The organism is Microbacterium arborescens (genome assembly GCF_030369635.1).
In the GTDB taxonomy this organism is placed as follows: domain Bacteria; phylum Actinomycetota; class Actinomycetes; order Actinomycetales; family Microbacteriaceae; genus Microbacterium.
The window spans coordinates 2006075-2023239 of sequence record NZ_CP128474.1 but is presented as its reverse complement, the minus strand read 5'-3'; the positions used below and the strand labels follow the sequence as shown (position 1 = coordinate 2023239).

9 protein-coding genes are annotated in these 17165 nt (G+C 70.6%); 1 reads left to right on the top strand and 8 read right to left on the bottom strand.

Annotated elements, in window-relative coordinates:
• Positions 1-5: 5 nt before the first annotated feature.
• The 4 genes from QUC20_RS09590 to QUC20_RS09575 form a co-directional block, all read right to left on the bottom strand.
• Positions 6-5942, bottom strand: a complete 5937-nt coding sequence (locus QUC20_RS09590; protein ID WP_289329709.1) for an Ig-like domain-containing protein — start codon at positions 5940-5942, stop codon at positions 6-8.
• Position 5943: 1 nt separating this feature from the next.
• The gene (locus QUC20_RS09585; protein ID WP_289329708.1) at positions 5944-7089 is read right to left on the bottom strand and encodes a serine/threonine-protein kinase; all 1146 of its coding nucleotides are present in this window, start codon (positions 7087-7089) and stop codon (positions 5944-5946) included.
• Between the two features lie 113 nt (positions 7090-7202).
• Complete coding sequence (locus QUC20_RS09580; protein WP_289329707.1) at positions 7203-8267, bottom strand: FHA domain-containing protein; 1065 nt, start codon at positions 8265-8267, stop codon at positions 7203-7205.
• Between the two features lie 33 nt (positions 8268-8300).
• A complete protein-coding gene (locus QUC20_RS09575; protein WP_289329706.1) occupies positions 8301-9896 on the bottom strand; it encodes a dolichyl-phosphate-mannose--protein mannosyltransferase in 1596 nt (531 codons plus the stop codon).
• A 22-nt stretch (positions 9897-9918) separates the two neighbouring features.
• On the opposite strand from QUC20_RS09575, the gene rsmI reads away from it, so the two are divergent.
• On the top strand, positions 9919-10743 hold the full coding sequence (gene rsmI / locus QUC20_RS09570; RefSeq protein ID WP_289329705.1) for a 16S rRNA (cytidine(1402)-2'-O)-methyltransferase: 825 nt from the start codon (positions 9919-9921) through the stop codon (positions 10741-10743).
• 91 nt (positions 10744-10834) lie between these two features.
• Here the strand turns inward: rsmI and QUC20_RS09565 are convergent, their stop codons facing one another.
• The 4 genes from QUC20_RS09565 to QUC20_RS09550 all read right to left on the bottom strand — a co-directional run bounded on the left by QUC20_RS09565 (position 10835) and on the right by QUC20_RS09550 (position 17089).
• Positions 10835-13168, bottom strand: coding sequence for a glycosyl hydrolase 53 family protein (locus QUC20_RS09565; protein ID WP_289329704.1), 2334 nt, complete (start codon positions 13166-13168; stop codon positions 10835-10837).
• A gap of 105 nt (positions 13169-13273) precedes the next feature.
• Entirely contained in the window at positions 13274-14167 is an 894-nt protein-coding gene (locus QUC20_RS09560) for a sugar ABC transporter permease (protein ID WP_120262386.1), read from the bottom strand.
• Positions 14167-15795 (bottom strand): ABC transporter permease subunit, encoded by a 1629-nt coding sequence (locus QUC20_RS09555; RefSeq protein ID WP_289329703.1) that lies wholly within the window; start codon positions 15793-15795, stop codon positions 14167-14169. The genes QUC20_RS09560 and QUC20_RS09555 overlap by 1 nt, the downstream gene beginning before the upstream one ends.
• A gap of 61 nt (positions 15796-15856) precedes the next feature.
• Positions 15857-17089 (bottom strand): sugar ABC transporter substrate-binding protein, encoded by a 1233-nt coding sequence (locus tag QUC20_RS09550; protein ID WP_120262388.1) that lies wholly within the window; start codon positions 17087-17089, stop codon positions 15857-15859.
• Positions 17090-17165 lie beyond the last annotated feature (76 nt).

Below are 17165 nucleotides of genomic sequence, written 5' to 3'. Positions count from 1 at the left end.
GGGGGTCAGGGGGTCGTGTTCGTTTCGGCGGGGGCGCTCGGCTCCGCCGGAGGCGGGGTGACCTGCTCGCAGTTCTGGCGCACGGTGATGGGTTCGAGCGGCGACAGCTTGCCCGTCCAGGTCACGGTGTAGTCCACGTGCGTGATCGCTTCCGCGGCACCGCCGATCTGCGACGTGACCTCGTACGTGAGGTTCGGCCAGCGCGGGTCCCAGCTGGGAGCAGACGTGTCGGTGCTTCGGCATGACGGCAGATTCTGGATCGCGACCGAGACAGGCGTGGACGCGCTCCCGGAAGCGGGCGAGATGGCGATCGGGTCCGAGCAGTTGCTGTCGAAACCGAGGAAGCTGTCGCACCACCGCGCCGTCCACTGATCGTCGGGACGGTTGTACTCGGGTGCGAACGAGTCGCGCCGGTTGCCGTTGACGTAGTAGACGAGTCGGGCATCGTCGAAGGGCTTGGCGCCGGGGTCGCTGTGCGTGCCCTGGAGGGCGTAGGTGTAGCCGCTCTGCGCGTTCCCGCTCGCCGTCGACGACACCCGGAAGGTCATCCCCGTCGGCGCCTCGACGTTGCCGACCGGCCGAGCGGAGATCTCCGCTCGGGTGACGCCAAAGCCCTGCTTGCCGTTGAACGTGTGCTCGGCGCACGCCCACACCGTCTTGCGCTTGAACGCCTGCGCCTCGAACTGCTGGCTCGTCGCCGAACCAGACGGCACGCACGCGTCGGCCGATACGTCGCTGAACCCGATGAGGGTCTGCGTCCCGTCGCCGTTCGGGGCCACCGATGCCGTCACGCGCATCGAGTTCGACGTGTTGGTCTCGGTCAGGGTCAGCCCCGGAGCGCCGACGCCGTGCGCGGTGACCGCGCGCGACTGTCCTTCGCTCGAGCCCGCCGCGATCGGCGGCAGGTCGAAGGTCGTCAGCGGGGTCGCGGTGAGCGTGGTCGCGGAGTTCGAGCCGACGTCGTAGTTCGTGAATGTCGCGGTGCCGCCGACGACCGGACGCGTGTCCGATCCCTGCCGGCCGCCGGTCAGACGCACACTGCCGGTCGTGGCATCCAGCCCCGTCACCGTGATCGTCGCGCGGCCGCCGTCGCGGCCGTTGGGTGTCGGCTCGAACGACGATCCCGCGGGCTGTGCCGGCGGGCGGTAGGCCCAGGCCTGCGCGCGAACGGTCGAGCGCGATTCGCCGACGGAGCTGTAGGCGCGGGCCTCGTACGTGATCTTCTCGCCGACCGGGGCGGAGATCGGTGAGCACGACCCGGATGCCGGGCAGGTGGCGACCTCGCGACCGTCGGCGGTGATCCGATAGCCCTGGACCGCGGGGTACGAACCGCCGTCGGAGGTGACACGCAGGCTGACGGAGTCACCGGTGTACGCGGTCCACTCCATCCGCGAGGGATTGGCCGGAAGACCCTGCAGATCGAGGATGACCTGCCCGTTGCGTGCGCCGCTGGACTGGCGGCCCTGTGCGTCTTCGACGGTGAAGCTTCCGGTGCACTCGGCGGCGCCGGGAGCATCGGAGCTCCACGTCGCACGCACCGCGGTGTCGCTCGCGCGCGAGAACGACACGCCGGTGCAGTTCCCGGGACCGCTGGCGCCGACGAGCCGCAGCGGCGTTCCGGGCAGCGGGTTGACCTCTCCGGCGCCGCCGATCACCTCGATCGTGCACGAGGTCGCGCCGCCCGACTGCGAGCAGGTCTGCACGGCGGAGCCGCCCTTGGGCAGCGTCGAGGGTGCCGGGCCGACCGTCAGGAGCAGGTTGGCGGGAGCGGTGTCGGAATGGCTCGGAAGCGAGATCGAGACCGGTTCCTGGCGGCCCGGGCGGGCGGCATCCGCTGCCGTCACGGTCGCCGTGGTGCCCTCGACCGTGACGGTGAACTGGTCGCCTCCGTACGAACCGGCGTAGCGCACCGACTCCCAATCGGCGCGGCCGGCCCATTGGACCATCTGCGCCAGGTCGTAGGTCTGGGTCGCTCCCGGGCTCACCGTGAGCGACGCGCTCCGCAGGCTCGGCTGCGGGATCTCCGCCTCGACGATCACCCGCAGCGTCAGGAAGGTCGCGATGTCCTGCGTGCTCAGTCGCGCGGGCACGATGCAGCTGTCGGTCCACGGCGCACCCGCGCCGGCGGTGTAGCGGATCGTGGTGCCCGACACCACGCTGCAGACGGCCTCGCCTCGAGCGCCTCCCGCACGGATGCCGTCGTCGATGACGAGGGTCGCGCCGCGGGGGACGCGTACCGCGTCGGAGAGGTCGATCTCGACGCTCTCCTTCTCGCGCACCTGCAGGGGCGGGAAGCCCTCGCGCAGGGCGAGGCGCACGTCGGCCTCGCCGGGCACGCGCAGGAACCCGTACGAGGTCACGTCGGTGCCGTCGAAGGCCGTGCCCGTGACCTCGAAGGGGATCAGGCGCGACCGCTCCGGCAACTCGCCCGAGATCTTCCAGCCGTCGACGTCGAGGTCGGTGGGCTCGCCCCACAACGACAGGCGGAGGCCGGAGACGTCGCCGGTGTTCCACGACACCTGACCGTCGAGCACGTCGATGCCCCGCGGGAAGTCCTCGCGGTTCTCGAGCGTGAGCACGGTGTCGCGTACGACCGGGTAGTCGGGCACCGGCTCGCGGACGGTCTTGACGACGATGAGTCCGATCGCGGTGTCGCCCCGCTCGTTGCGGACGGTGTACGTGTACGAGAAGGTGCCGAGCACCTCACCGGCGCGAAGTGTCACGGCGCCGTTCTCGACCGTCCCGATGAGCTCTCGCAGCGTGTCGTACTCGCTCGAGCCCTCCTGGGCGTTGGGTGCGACGTCGATCAGCTCGAGCTTGCTTCCCGCGGGGTCGATGTCGTTGTCGGTGGGGCGGACGACCGCCGTGCTCTCGGCGCCGACCTGTACCTGCAGGTAGTCGCTGTAGGTGACCGGACTCGGATCGGTCTGCGTGTCGATGACGCCCACGCGCACGTCCGCCGTACCGGTCGCGCCGCTGGGGTCGCGGACGGCGTATCGGAACCTGACCTGTCCGCTGAACCCGTCGGGACTGGTGTAGACGATCGCCGAGCCATCGGCCGAGATGGTCGCCGACCCCTGCTCGGGCTGAGCGACGACGCGGTCGAGCACGACCGGGTCGCCGTCGGGGTCGACCGCGTAGGCGTCGAGTGGGATGCTCACCGACTGGCCGCTCAGCACCCGTCCCACGAGCGTGCGGGGGAGGGGCGCCTGGTTCGACTCGTCACCCACGACGGTGACGGTCACGCGCGCCGTGTCCCTGACCTCGGGGAAGCCCAGACGGAAGATCGTGTACGTCAGGGCGTATGTGCCCGCCTGTTCGGGGGCGAGGTAGCGGAGCAGGCGGCTGGTGGCGAAGGCGAGGCCGCCTCCGGTCTCGTTCACGATCGATGACGGGTCGATCGCGATGAGCGCACCTGAGGGGGCGGTGTCGTTGTCGAGCACGGGGATGTCGATCTGCGTGCCCGCTCGTACCGTCACCGCGTCGTCGACGGCGATCGGGGGCTCGGCGGTCGCCGACGGCAGCAGGACGACCGTCAGCTCGCCCTGAGCCGTCGCGGCCGCACTGCCGGTGCCGTCAGACACGGTGTACCGCACTACACCCAGGCGCCCGGGCTCGCCCGAGTCGGTCGTGCCGCTCACCCGCAGCAGGCTCTGGCCGACGAGGTCGACACCGAGCGAGGCGAACGGATCGCTCTCGGGACGGATGTCGCTCAGGAGCAGCACCGAGCCGGCCGGGTTCGACACCGCCGATGCGACATCGATCGTCGCGTCCTCGTTGGGCCGCACGAAGGCGGTGAGGGGCGGCGTCGTGATGCCCGCCGACTCGGGGGCGAGCATCGTCACGCGCACGGTGGCCGTCGCCTCCGTCAGCGAGTCGCGGACGGTGTACTGCACGAGGAACGACCCGGGCGCCGACGCGGTGACGACCATGCTGAGGGCGGCGGGATTCGCCGCCGCCGTGGTCTGGGCCTCGTCGAGCGGAACGACGCCGCTGAGGGTGACCGGGCCGGCCGCGCCGGTGACGTAGGGCGCGACCGACACATCGAGCGGTTCCCCGACGACGCCGGTCACCGCGAATGATTCGGCGGTGAGCTCGGGCGTCGGCGTCACGGTGATCGTGAGCGGTTGCGTCACCGTCGCCCCGCGCGCGTCGGAGACCGTCACCGTGATCGTCACGGCCAGTCCTTCGGTCGCGTTCGGGTCGGGGTGCTGGTAGGTCAGCGTCCCCTCGGGTGACGTCGTCACGGTTCCTACCCCGGTGTCGTTGGTCGCCCCGGCGAGGAAGACCGGGTCGCCCTCCGGGTCGACCCAGCCCTCGAGGAGCTCCGCAGAGACCGTGGCGCCGGGCGCGACCGTGAGCGAGGGCCACGAGGCGAGGCATCCCTCGACACCGCACCACACCGGCGCGGTGTTCTGGTCGTCGGGGACGACCGTGAGAGTCACCGTCGCAACGTCCGAGAGCAGACCGTCGGCGGCCGTGCCGTCGGTCACGCGGTAGCGCAGGGTCGCCGTGCCTGCGGCATCCGGAGAAACCGCGACGGTCAGCTGCTGCTGGGCACCCGTGATGGACGCCGTCCCGAACGCGGGATCGAGGTTCTCGAGCGAGGCCGGGTCGATGCTCAGCACGTCCTCGTTCGGATCGTGGTCGTTCAGCAGTACGGGCAGGAGCGTTACCGAACCGGCGCGGACGCCGAACGCGTCGTCGACCGCCACGGGCGGCTTCGGATCCACGACGCGCTCGGAGGTCGCATCATCCTGCTGCTCGACCTCGATCTGACGGTCGAGGTCCCACTGCTGCGACGACGCCACGAGCGCGCCGTCGGGAACGTTCCACACCCAGCCCGAACGACGGTCGTTCAGCGCGAGCCTCGTTCCGTTCCCGATGAAGGCCGGATCGACGTTGTCGCCGATGTCGGCGCCGCGGTAGTCCAGGTCGGTCACGACGTCGGGCTCCGTGCTCGACCACAGAGATCCGGCCGACTCGCCGTCGCCGAGCCATGCGGCGTAGACGGTCGAATCGAGCACGGCGGGCTTCGCGGCGGTGCCGGCACCGGGGCGATCCAGCGCCCGCGATGCTGTCGCGCCGGAAATGTCGACGGCCACGACGCCGTCGGAATCGGCGATGTACGCGCGGTCGCCGCCGGGAGCGGCATCCTGGAGCCGCGCTCCGGCGGCGAGGTCGGTCGTCACCGGTTCGTCGCGTCCGCGCAGCCAGACGTCGCCGGTCGCTTCGTCGAGGAGCACCCAGCGGGTTCCGACGACACTCAGCTGCACCGTCTCGAGATCAGCCGGTGCGTCGTCCTCGCCGAGGATGCTGCCCGTGCGCGAGTCTGCCCGGACCACCCGGTCTTCGGCGGCCGAGTAGGCGTACACGACGCCGGTGGCGTCGACCGCGACGGCCGTGGCCACGAACCGCGGCCTCTCCTCACCCTCGGGTACCTCGGCGTCGGCGTACGGGTCGATCGGGATTCCCTCACCGCCGCCCGACAGGCTCGAGCCGAACACCGCGCCCGCCTCGGTGCGATAGGCGATCGCGTCACCGGTCACGGCGATGTCAGCGGTGCCCGGAGGGGTGGGGGTGAAGGCGTCCTCGGCGTCGTCCGTGAGGTCGGCGGGCCGTCCCATGTCGACGTCGGAGAACTGCGACGAACCGTCGCTGTAGACGAACAGGCGGTCGGTGGTCTGCGCGAGCGCGCTGCCGTTGTCGACCTGCTTGACGGTGTCGATCTCGCCGAGCTCGAGGTTGACACGGGCGTAGCCGCTGCCGGTCCCGTTCTGGAGCGCCCACACGGTGGGGTCGTCGGGCGGCGTCTGCTGCGCGTCGTAGCCGGGCCAGACGACCGCGAGTGTCGCCGTGACCGCGAGCACCGCCGTCACGGCGCCTGCGGCGATCCAGGTCGTGCGCCGCACGCGGGGGCGCGTGTTCTCACGCCGCGCCATCTCAGAACCCTCCGCCGACGATGAGGAGTGTCGTCACGGCGCCTGCGCCGGCGACCAGCAGGCCGCCGCCGGCGATCAGAGCGACCCGTGCAGCGGTTCCGAGACGGCGCGTCGGCTCGGCTCCCGCGAGGATCGTGCCTTCGTCGGGACGGCGATCGACGACGCGGGCGGCTCGCGCCGGTCGACGCGACTCGTATGCCACCGATGGCCGCACCGGCCCGCGCGCGCGGTCGTCGGCGAAATCGACGCTGGCGCCCGCCGCTGCCCACTCGTCGACGGCGACTTCCATCGGGGTGTGCGGGAGCCCGAGCTCGTGCTGGACGAGCTGCAGGTCATGGGCGAGCTCGGCGGCCGTCGCATGCCGTGCACCCGGGTCCCGGCTCATCGCCCGCGCGAGCACCTGCTCGAGGCGATCGGGCACGTCGGCGCGACCGATGGGCGTGTACGACGCTTTCCGGATGCGCGATTTCAGCTGGTCGCGGCTGTTCTGACCGCTGCCGGCGCGCTCGAACGGGCTGCGACCGGCCAGGAGCGAGTACAGCGTCGCGCCGAGCCCCCACACCTCGGCCGCGACCGAGCCGGAAACGCGCTCGTCGATGATCTCCGGCGCGCTCCAGGGCACCGACATCGCGAACACCTCGTCGCCGTCCGAGCGACCCGAGATGGCCGCGGCGATGCCGAAGTCCGAGAGCACCGGGGTGCCGAAGGTCGTGATGAGGATGTTGGAGGGCTTGATGTCCCGGTGGAGCAGCCCGGATCGGTGGGCCGTCTCGAGCGCCGATCCGATCTTGACGCCGAGCTGCAGCACCTCTGCCACCGGGATCACTTCGCGGCGGTACCGGTTGGTGAGGGACGTGGGGCAGTACTCCATCACGATGTAAGGCCGCCCGTCAGAGGAGATCGACGCTTCGTAGATCGTCAGGATGGAGGGGTGCGAGCTGAGGCGCGCCATGACATCCGCCTCGGCGTTGAACATCCGCAGCAGGCTCTCGTCGACGATGTCCTCCAGCAGCACCTTCACGGCGACGGGGCGACGGGGGAGGTTCTGCTCGAAGAGGAAGACGTCGGCGAAGCCGCCGGTACCCAGCGGACGGACGTAGGTGAATCCCGCAAGACCGGGCGGCGCGGAGGGCAGTCTCGACGCCACGAGTCATGCACCCCCTGTCAACGGGGGCGCGACGACGGCGTCCCCCGGAATCCGAATCCGGTGAGATTTTTCTAACACACCACGGTCGGGCCGGGAAATCGCTTGACGCGTGTTCACGAAGGCGACTCGAATGACGCGAGTACGCCGTCGCCCAGATCGAGCACGGCACCCGGCGAGACACGCGAGGTGGCGCCGCTGCGCAGCAGTCCTACGTCTCCGGATGCATCGCGCACGATGGTGCCGTTCGTCGAGCCGAGGTCGCGGACGACGAGCACGTCGTCCTCGAGCCTGACCTCCACATGCGTGCCGGAGACCTCCTTGCGCGGCGAGGGCACCGCGATGATCCGCGCTCCGGGATGCTGCGCGGCCCGCGGCGCCCGCCCGAGCACGATGGGGTGATCGAGCGGATACTCCCCGCCCGGCTCGAGGCGGAGGACGTATCGGCGCGACGCGGGCGCCTCGGCGACCGGGGCGGCCCCGCGACGCGACCCGAGGACGGTGCTGTCGTCCATCTCGGGTTGCGGGGGCGTCGGCACGGGCGCAGGCACAGGCGCCGGCGATGCCGCCGGGCCTGCCACGGGCTGGGAACTGCGGCGCGGGCCGAAGGACGGTGTCAGCGTCCGCCGGTCCACGGCGACCGTCTCGAGAGGGGCGGCGTCCTCCGGCGCCTCGATGGCGGGGGAGGCCACCGTCGCCACCTCGACGGCGGGCGAGGCGACCGCGGCGGGGGCTGCCGCGCCCCACTCCAGGGCGTCCGTGCGCACGACGCCCCGGCCGATCGGGAGCACCGAGGGACCGGGTGCGGCGCCGAGGCCGAGCGAGATGCCGGCGACGTGCTGAGCGGACCCCTCGACCCACGTGCCGACCCCGGTGCCCGCGTAGCTGCTGCGCTGCGGGCCGTGCAGATCGATCGTGGCGCCGCCTCGGACGGCGACGGAGACCGCACTCGATCCAGCATCGACGAGCTCGACCAGAGCGAGGTCGGGGAGCGACCCGATGCCGACCGCCGCGATCACGGAGAGCACGTCTTCGAACGCGGCATCCCGCGCCGTCATCGCCTCCCACACGGCGGCGGCGAGCGCTTCACCGGCGCCCGGGCCGAGAAGCAGGGCGAACCGGTCGGTGACCATCGCGAAGCCCGCACCATGGGCGTCGTCGGGCGTCGGGTAGCGGAACACGCGCCTAGCCTACGGGGCGGCGTCGGGCGTGCGTCAGACCCAGCCGGGGAGCCAGTTGTGCAGCCGATAGAACTCGTAGGGAACCGAGATCGCCGACCACAACGGGAACCAGAACGCAGCGAGGACCAGGACGACCCCGAGGAACACCAGCACGATGCGCTCGACGCCGCGCGTGGTTCCCCGGTCGCGCCGCGCCGAGCGCACAGCGGATCGGATGACGAACACGAGCGCGAGCAGCAGGAACGGCTGGATGAGCACGGTGTAGAACTGGAAGATCGTGCGCTCGGGAAAGAGCAGCCACGGCGAGTACGTCGCGATCACACCGGTCAGCACGATGCCGTAGGCGCCGTCGCGGGTGCGGAAGAACAGGTAGACGAGGTACAGCACGCTCGCCACGCCCGCCCACCAGATGATCGGGTTCGGCATGCTGTAGAGGATCTCCCAGCAGCCGTTCGCATCGGTGCACGATCCCGTGCCGCCGGGAGTGCTGCCCGCGTACATCGACGTCGGTCGGAGCAGCAGCGGCCATTGCGCTGCGGGGCTCGCGTAGGCGTGAGGAGTCGACATCGCGGCCGTCGAGCCGTACATCGACTCGTGATAGCGCCAGAGGCTCTGCAGCGGCAGCGGCACCCATGACCAGAAGCCGGTCGCCGGGTTCGCGTCCGCCGCATGCCGGTCGTACCCGCCGTCGGTGACGAACCAGCCGGTCCACGACGCGAGGTAGACCGCGAGCGCCACCGGAACGAGCAGCACGAACGACACCGCTCCCTGACGGGCGGTCGCGTCGGCCGGCCAGTACAGGATGCCGGCGCTGCGGCGCGCCAGGGCATCGCTCACCACCAGGTAGATGCCGATCGCCGCCAGCACCCACACCCCCGACCACTTCACCGCGGTCGCAGCGCCGGCGGCCGCGCCCGCGGCGATCACCCACGGACGGTTCCAGAGCACCGGACCCCAGGCGGGTGCGCCGATGTCGTCCCACCGCGCCGCGATGCGCTCGGCGAGCACGACCCGGGAGCGGTTGCGATCCAGCACGACGAACCAGAACGCCAGCAGCGTGAACAGCGTCAGGAAGATGTCGAGCAGGGCGACGCGACTCATCACGATGCCGAGGCCGTCGATCGCGAGCAGACCGGACGCGAGCGAGGCGAAGACGATCGAGCCGGTGAGGCTGCGCGCGAGGAGGTACAGCACGAGCACGCACGCCGTGCCCGCGAGCGCCGTGCCGAGACGCCAGGCGAAAGTCGAGTCGGCGCCGAACAGCGCCATGGGAAGCCCGATGAGGTACTTGCCGAGCGGAGGATGCACGACGAAGCTGCCCGTCGTGGTGAAGATGTCGGTCTCGCCGGCGAGGAAGCGTTCGTCGGCGCCGTCGGGCCAGGTCGCGGCGTAGCCGAGCACCCATTGGCTCCAGGCGTCCTTGACGTAGTAGGTCTCGTCGAAGACCACGGCGTGGGGGTGCCCGAGGTTCCACATCCGCAGGACGGCGGCGATCAGCGTGATGACGAGGGGGGCGATCCAGGCCGCCCGTCGGGCGAAGAGCGGGTCGCCGAAGAAGCGCTCGTGCCACCGGTCGAGAAGGGTCGGCCGACGAGTCTCGGGGAGCAGCGGCTCAGCGGTCGTCGTCACGCCGCCAGCCTATGCTGGGGCGGTGATCATCCTCGCCGCGACGCCCATCGGCAACCTCGGCGACGCCACGACGCGGCTGGTCACGGCCCTCGAGCGGGCGACGACGATCGCCGCCGAGGACACCCGCACCACGCAGCGGCTGCTTCAAGCGCTCGGCGTCACGAATCGCCCGCGCCTGATCGCGCTGCACGATCACAACGAGAAGCAGCGGGCCGCCGAGCTTGTCGAGCGTGCGCGCACCGAGGACGTCCTCGTCCTCAGTGACGCCGGGATGCCGACGGTCAGCGACCCCGGGTTCGGACTCGTGGCGGCGGCCGCCGCAGCCGGAGTGACCGTGACCGTCCTCCCCGGACCGAGCGCGGTGCTCGCCGCGCTCGCCGTCTCGGGGCTTCCGACCGATCGGTTCGCGTTCGAGGGGTTCCCGCCGCGCAAGCCGGGGGAGCGGCGCCGGCTGTTCGATCAATTGGCGGGCGAGCAGCGCACGCTCGTCTTCTTCGAAGCGCCGTCGCGGATCGCCGAGGTGCTCCGTGCGATGGCCGACGCGTTCGGAGGGGAACGGCGGGCGGCTGTCTGCCGCGAGCTCACGAAGCTGCACGAAGAGGTCGCCCGGGGAACCCTCGACGAGCTCGCCGCGTGGGCGGCCGAGGGCGTCCGCGGTGAGATCGTGATCGTGATCGAGGGCGCCGGGGTGCGCGAGATCGATCCCGCCGATGCGCTCGCTCAGGTGCAGCGGCTCGTGGCCGACGGCATCCGGCTCAAAGACGCGGCCGCCGAGGTGGCCGGCGCGACCGGTCTGTCGTCACGCGATCTGTACCAGGCTGCGCTCGCGGCGCGCACGCGCCCCTGACGCGAGAACGCCGTCCCCGCGAGAACGCACCGCCTCCGCGAGAACGTACCGGTGAGGGCACGCTCTCGCGCGGACGGTGCGTTCTCGGCGATCAGCCTTCGCGCCGGCGGCGGGCGGCGAGAGGGACGCCGACGAGCAGCAGCAGCGTGGCGATGGCGAGCGCCGCGAGAGGGAGTGCGCCGCCGGTCGCGGCGAGCGGGCCGGCATCCGCGGATGCGGGGGAGGCTGCCGGTGCGGGCATCACTGGTGCGGATGCCACGGGAGCGGGCGCCACGGTGACGAGCGCATCGATCGCTGCTCGAAGCGTCGTCGTCGCCGCGTCGGCGTCCGTCTGCGACGTCGACGGTGCCGCCAGGATCGAAAGCGCGGACTCCAGCGCGGCGTCGACCGATGCCAGGGATGTCGCCGTGTAGAGCGATCGGTCGAGCGATCCAGCGCGGACGGTCGCTGCCGTCAGGGCCGAGAAGTCCGCCGCCGGTGCGGCCCGGACGAGCGAGACGTCATCGAGCGTTCCCCAGGCCCCAGCAGGCAGATCGCCCGTGATCCGGACGGTGAGGGTGCCGCCCGCGGATGCGAACACGGCCTCGGTGGTCGGGGTGGACCACACGCGCCAGCCGGTGAGAGCGAAGTCGGCCTCTGTCGCCGTCGCGCGAGCGGCGGTGCGGGCGTCAGCGAGGCTCAGCCGCAGGCGCCCGTCGGTGCCGGCTGCCCCGCCCTGCGCCGCGGCGGATGCGGTGTACCACCCCGCCTCGGGAACGACGACCTCCTGCTCGAGGGTGAACGAATACGCGGCGTCGGCCCAGAAGTGCGCCGAATATGTGCCCGAGCGCGGGTCGTCCGTCGCGCGCACCGTGAGACCGCGTCCCTCCGAGCGCCACATCGAGACATCGGGGTCTTCGAAGCCGCCGTTCAGAATCAGGTTGCGGGCCATGACCGAGACCGTCGCGGTCGTGGCGTGGCCTGCGGACGTGATGCCCGAGAACGTGTAGACGCCGACGCCGTCGACGGCATCCGTTCCGGGGGTCCAGACGACGTTCTGCTGCTCACTGGTCCCGTCGGTGTACGACACGGTGACGGTGTCAGGAAGGGTGACCGGGTCGCCGTCCGCGACGGTGAGGGCTACACGCTGCACGTCGCTGACCGTCCGAGGGGCGATCGCGCCGGTGCGCACGTACGAGAACACGTTCAGCGACGCGAGCGGGTTGCCGTCGTGGTCGAACAGGGCCTGGTTGTCCCACGCGGATCCGCCGAACCACTGGCCCGCATCGTGCGGCTCGTAGCCGCCGGCGTAGCTCGACGCCCAGCCCGACCCGTCGCGCTCCCAGAGCACGCGGTTGGACTCGAGCTCCTCGGGCGGACCCACCGGAAGCCACGCCGGCTCCCAGTAGAAGACGCCCAGGCCCGCGTCGCCCACATTCGCCACGGCCTGGACGACGTCGCGGACGGCGGTGGCCTGGCCCTGCACGCTCACGGGGTAGCGCGTCGCGTCCTCGGGCGTCTTCACGACGTTCGGGTGCCCGTCGCCGTCATCGAGCGTGTACGCCCACGACGTCTCGGCCACGAGCACCTTCTTGTCGTACGTCTCGGCGATCTGCGACAGCACCGCGGTCAGGTTCTCGGGCGTGCCGTGCCAGAAGGGGTAGTACGACGACGCGAACACGTCGTAGTCGACATCCCGCACCTCGAGCTCGCGGGCGACGCCCGCGTAGAAACCGGGGCGTTCGGGGTTGGTGAAGTGCAGCACGACGAGCGCCTCCGGCATGACGTCGCGGATCGCGGCCGACCCGGCGCTGAAGATCCGCGCCATGTCGTTCCACCCGGAGACGCCGGCGATGCCGCCGTTGGTCTCGTTCCCGACCTGCACCATCCGCACGTCGACGCCGGCGTCGCGGAATCGTGTGAGCGCGTCGCGCGTGAACGTGCCGGTCGCGGCGGCCTTCTCGTCGACGGTCATCCCCGCCCACGCCTTCGGCGCCTGCTGCTTGGCGGGGTCGGCCCAGAAGTCGGAGTAGTGGAAGTCGACCAGGACGCCCAGCCCCGCGGCCGTCGCCCGCTCTCCGATCTCGATCGCCCGGGCGACATCGACGTCGCCGCCGCCGTAACCGTTGCCGTCGGCGTCGAAGGGGTCGTTCCAGACGCGGATGCGGATGTCGCTGACCCCGGCATCCCGCAGGATCGCGAACAGGTCGCCGGGTTCGCCGTCGGCGTCGCGGAAGACGACGTCGGAATCTTCGAGCGACAGCATCGACGACACGTCGACGCCTCCGATGAAGTCGGCCGGCAGGTTCTCGACCCGCGGCACGGTGATCGTGCTGGGGACCGGGCCGGCCGGGTCGTCGGCCGCCGTCGCGGGGAGCGCGAGCGCCCCGAGCGACAGGACCGCCGCCGTGACGGCCGCGGTCAGCCGTGGGATGGTTCGGTGCATGAGCCTCTCCTTCGAGGTCGGCGCGCGGGCGCGCGAAAGCGTACGGTCCCGGCGAGGACGTGCCGGGGACGGTGTGGTTTCGGCGAGAGGGTGCGTTCTCGCGCGTCAGCCCTTCACGGAGCCGGCCGTGAGTCCGCCGATGATGTACCGCTGCAGGCCGAGGAACAGCGCCAGCACGGGAATCGACGCGAGCACGGCGCCGGCTGCGAACAGGCCCCAGTTGCTGGCGAGCTGGTTCGAGACCCACTGGAACATCCCGACGGCGAGCGTCCAGTTGTCCTGCGACACCAGCACGATCTTCGAGATGATGTAGTCGCCGAACGACGCGATGAACGCCAGCAGCGCCACGACCGCGAGGATCGGGGTCACGAGCGGCATGATGATCCGCCAGAACACCTGGGCGTGCGTCGCGCCGTCGATCTTCGCCGACTCGTCGAGCTCCATCGGGATCGTGTTGAAGAAGCCGTACATGAGGAACGTGTTCACACCCAGCGCACCGCCGAGGTAGACGCAGATGAGGGCGATCTTCGAGTTCAGGCCGAGGGCGGGGAACACCTCGCCGAGAGCGAGCAGCATCAGGAAGATCGCGACGAACGCGAGCGCCTGCGGGAACATCTGGATGATGAGGAGCGACGTCAGGCCCGCGCGGCGACCGCGGAAGCGGAACCGCGAGAACGCGTAGGCCGCTGCGGCTCCCATCAGCACGGCGCCCACCGCGGACGCGCCGCTCACGATCAGCGTGTTGCCGTACCAGGTCCAGTACGACGTGCCGCCGAGCGAAGCGAAGTTCGCGACATCGAAGACCCCGAACAGCTGGTTGCTCGCGGCGAGGCTGCCGCGCGGGTTGAGCGCGGCCGAGACGACGTAGAGCAGCGGGAACATCGCGTAGAAGAGGATGACGAGCGCGACGAGGTACTTCCAGCCCACCTCGAGCAGCCAGCGGCGACGCCGGGCCCCGACGCGGCTGGGCGTGGTGGCGACGGTGGTGGTTGCAGACATCACTGGTACTCCTCCAGCTTGCGGGTCTGGCGGAACGCCAGGGCGGAGATCACGCCGATCACGACGAACACGAGGATCGACAGGGCACTGGCCAGGCCGTAGTCGGCAGCGCCGCCCGAGACTCCCGAGATGCGCCAGATCGCGGAGATCAGGATGTCGGTGGAGCCGAGCGCGTACGGCGCACCGGGGATCGCCGGCCCGCCGCTGTTGAACATGTAGATGACGGTGAAGTTGTTGAAGCTGAACGCGAATGACGAGATCAGCAGGGGAGCCGTCGACACCAGCACGAGCGGCAGGACGATCGCGCGGAACTGCCGGAACCTCCCGGCGCCGTCGATCGATGCGGCCTCGAGGCTGTCGGACGGCAGCGCCTGCAGGGCGCCCGTGCACACCAGGAAGTAGTACGGGTACGTCAGCCAGACGTTGACGAAGAGCACGGCGATGCGAGCCAGCCAGGGGTCGCCGAGCCAGTCGATGTTGGCGCCCCCGAAGAAGAACTCGTTGATGACTCCGAACTCGGCGTTGAACATGCCGCGGAACAACAGGGCCGACATGAACGCCGGGAAGGCGTAGGGGAGGATGAACAGGGTCCGGAGGACCTTGCGGCCCTTCACCCGAGGATCGTTGAAGATGAGCGCCACGACGAGGCCCATCGCGAACGGGATGATCACCGACAGCGCCGCCCAGACGAATGTCCAGAGCGTGACGAGGGCGAGCGGCTCGAGGAGCCCGGGGTCGGTGGCGAGGCGCAGGAAGTTGTCGAACCCGACGTTCACGACCCAGCCGGTCGGGAGGGCCGCTCCGTCAGGGGAGACGAATCGTCCGTCGGCGGTCGCGGTGTACACGGCGCCGGATGCCGTGTCGGTGATGGTCTGCGCGTCGGCATCCCAGGTCAGCGTCGACAGGTACACCGCACCGGTGGAGCCGTCGCGCGTTCGGATCGAGCCGTCGTTGGGGTCGTCGGAGACGGGTACCCGAAGCTCGACGATCTGCTCCTGAAGGGCGGGGTCGCCGAGGAAGGTGCCGCGCGGCACGACGTTCCAGCCGGGGACATCGGTGGGAGCGCCTGCGCCCGACGTCTCGCCCACGACCTCGAGCGGCCGGTCGATGGCGCCGGCCTTGATCTCACCGTCGTCGACGATCGCGAAGCCGTACTCGCCACCCTGCTCGACGACCGAGAGCGGGTACGACGGCGAGGTGTCGATGCGGCGCTCGCCCTGGGCGAGGGCGGCAGCCACCGCCTGCTCCTGCGAGCCCACGTGGCCGGCACCGTAGTTGGTGAAGGCGATGTACGCGGTGTAGCCGAAGATGAAGACCTGGAAGACGAGCAGGAACGCCAAGCCCGGCAGCAGGTACTTCAGCGGCAGTGCGCGCTTGGTGAAGTAGACGACGTCGGCGGCGAGGAGCAGGACGGCCGCGGCGGTCGCGATGAGCCACGACTCGGCTTGGACGGCGGCGAACACCCCCATCAGGCCGAAGGCATTGACGATCGCCATCAGCACAAGCTTCACGATGAAGCCCCAGCCGATGCCCGACCAGCGTCGGCCGTGCGGTTCGGGCTGCTGCGACCGATCGGGGGAGCGAGGCGGCGGTGCGCTCTCGCTCACGGTTCCCTGGGGGACCGACATGTGCATCTCCTTCACGAGAGAGGTCCGGGGGCGGAGCTGAATGCTCCGCCCCCGGAGGGGATCAGCCGATCGTGGCCTGGACGTCGGTCACCATGGTGTTCCAGGTGCTGACGGGGTCGCCGCCCTTGATGATCTGCACCTGTGCCGCGTTCCAGAGGTCCCAGACCGAGCCCATCTCGGGGATCGAGGGCTGGGGCACGCCATTAGCGGCGGAGGCCAGGAAGCCGGCCACGACGGGGTCGGACGAGACCTCCGCGGCGAGCGTCTTCCAGGCGGGCAGACGCGGGTCGGCCTCGTAGAGCGCGCGCTGCGCGTCGTCGGTCGCGAGGTAGGTGGTCAGGAACTCCTGGGCCAGCAGCTTGTTCGTGCTCTCCGAGCTGATGTAGAAGCCCTGGACTCCGACGAACGGTGCAGCGGTCTCGCCACCGGCCGACGGGATGGGGTTGACCTTGACGTTCACGCCGTTGGCGGTGAGCGTCTCGATGGCCCACGGTCCCTGCACCGTGTACGCGGCGGTGCCGGCGGCGAAGAGCTCGTTGTTGGTGTCGTAGTCGATCGTGGTCGAGATCTCGCCCGAGCCGGCCTCGCCGTGCGCGCCGAGCCAGGTGGCGAACGCCTCGCCGCCCTCGCCGCCCATGCCGACCTCGGTCGTGTACGAGCCGGTGGCGTCCTGCACGAACACGGGAGCGCCGAACGACGTCTGGAACCCGTACATCGTGTAGGCGTCGCCCTTCTGGCCCGCGGTGTTGATGACGAACGGACGCTCCGCGCCGGCTGCCTGGGCGCGGGCGATCATGTCGTCGAAGGACGACGGCGCCTCTTCGCCGACGAGGTCGGTGTTCTGCACCAGCGCGATCGTCTCGAGCGCGTAGGGGAAGCCGTAGAGCTGGCCGTCGTAGGTGAACGCGTCGACGGCGACCTTCTCGATCTGGTCGGCCTTGTCGCCAAGGTCGATCGTGTCGACGACACCGGCCGAGACGAACGAGCCGAGGAAGTCGTGGGCGCCGACGGTGATGTCGGGGCCCTCGCCGGTCGGGACCTGGTTGATGAAGTCGTTGCGGATGTCTTCGAAGTTCTTCTGGACCAGCTCGATCTTGGTGCCGGTCTCCTCTTCGAACGCCTTCGCAGCCGCCTCGATGGCGGGTGCGCGGTTGGCGTCGGTCCAGACGACGAGCGAGCCGCCGGAACCTTCGTCGGCGTTGCCGCTCTCGCTGGGGGTGCTGCCGCCGGAGCAACCGGCGAGCAGGACGGTGGTCGCCGCGATGGCGACGATGCCGGTCCCGATCTTGCGCATGGATCTTCCTTCCGATGTGGTCGATCGGAAGGGCCTCTCGCGAGGTCGCTCCGTCACGACCGGTGTGGATGCCGTC

Excerpts from the sequence above, each read along its gene's own strand:
- QUC20_RS09590 (WP_289329709.1), bottom strand. The coding sequence starts at position 5,942 with ATGGCGCGGCGTGAGAACACGCGCCCCCGCGTGCGGCGCACGACCTGG.
- QUC20_RS09565 (WP_289329704.1), bottom strand. The coding sequence starts at position 13,168 with ATGCACCGAACCATCCCACGGCTGACCGCGGCCGTCACGGCGGCGGTC.
- QUC20_RS09560 (WP_120262386.1), bottom strand. The coding sequence starts at position 14,167 with ATGTCTGCAACCACCACCGTCGCCACCACGCCCAGCCGCGTCGGGGCC.
- QUC20_RS09555 (WP_289329703.1), bottom strand. The coding sequence starts at position 15,795 with ATGTCGGTCCCCCAGGGAACCGTGAGCGAGAGCGCACCGCCGCCTCGC.
- QUC20_RS09550 (WP_120262388.1), bottom strand. The coding sequence starts at position 17,089 with ATGCGCAAGATCGGGACCGGCATCGTCGCCATCGCGGCGACCACCGTC.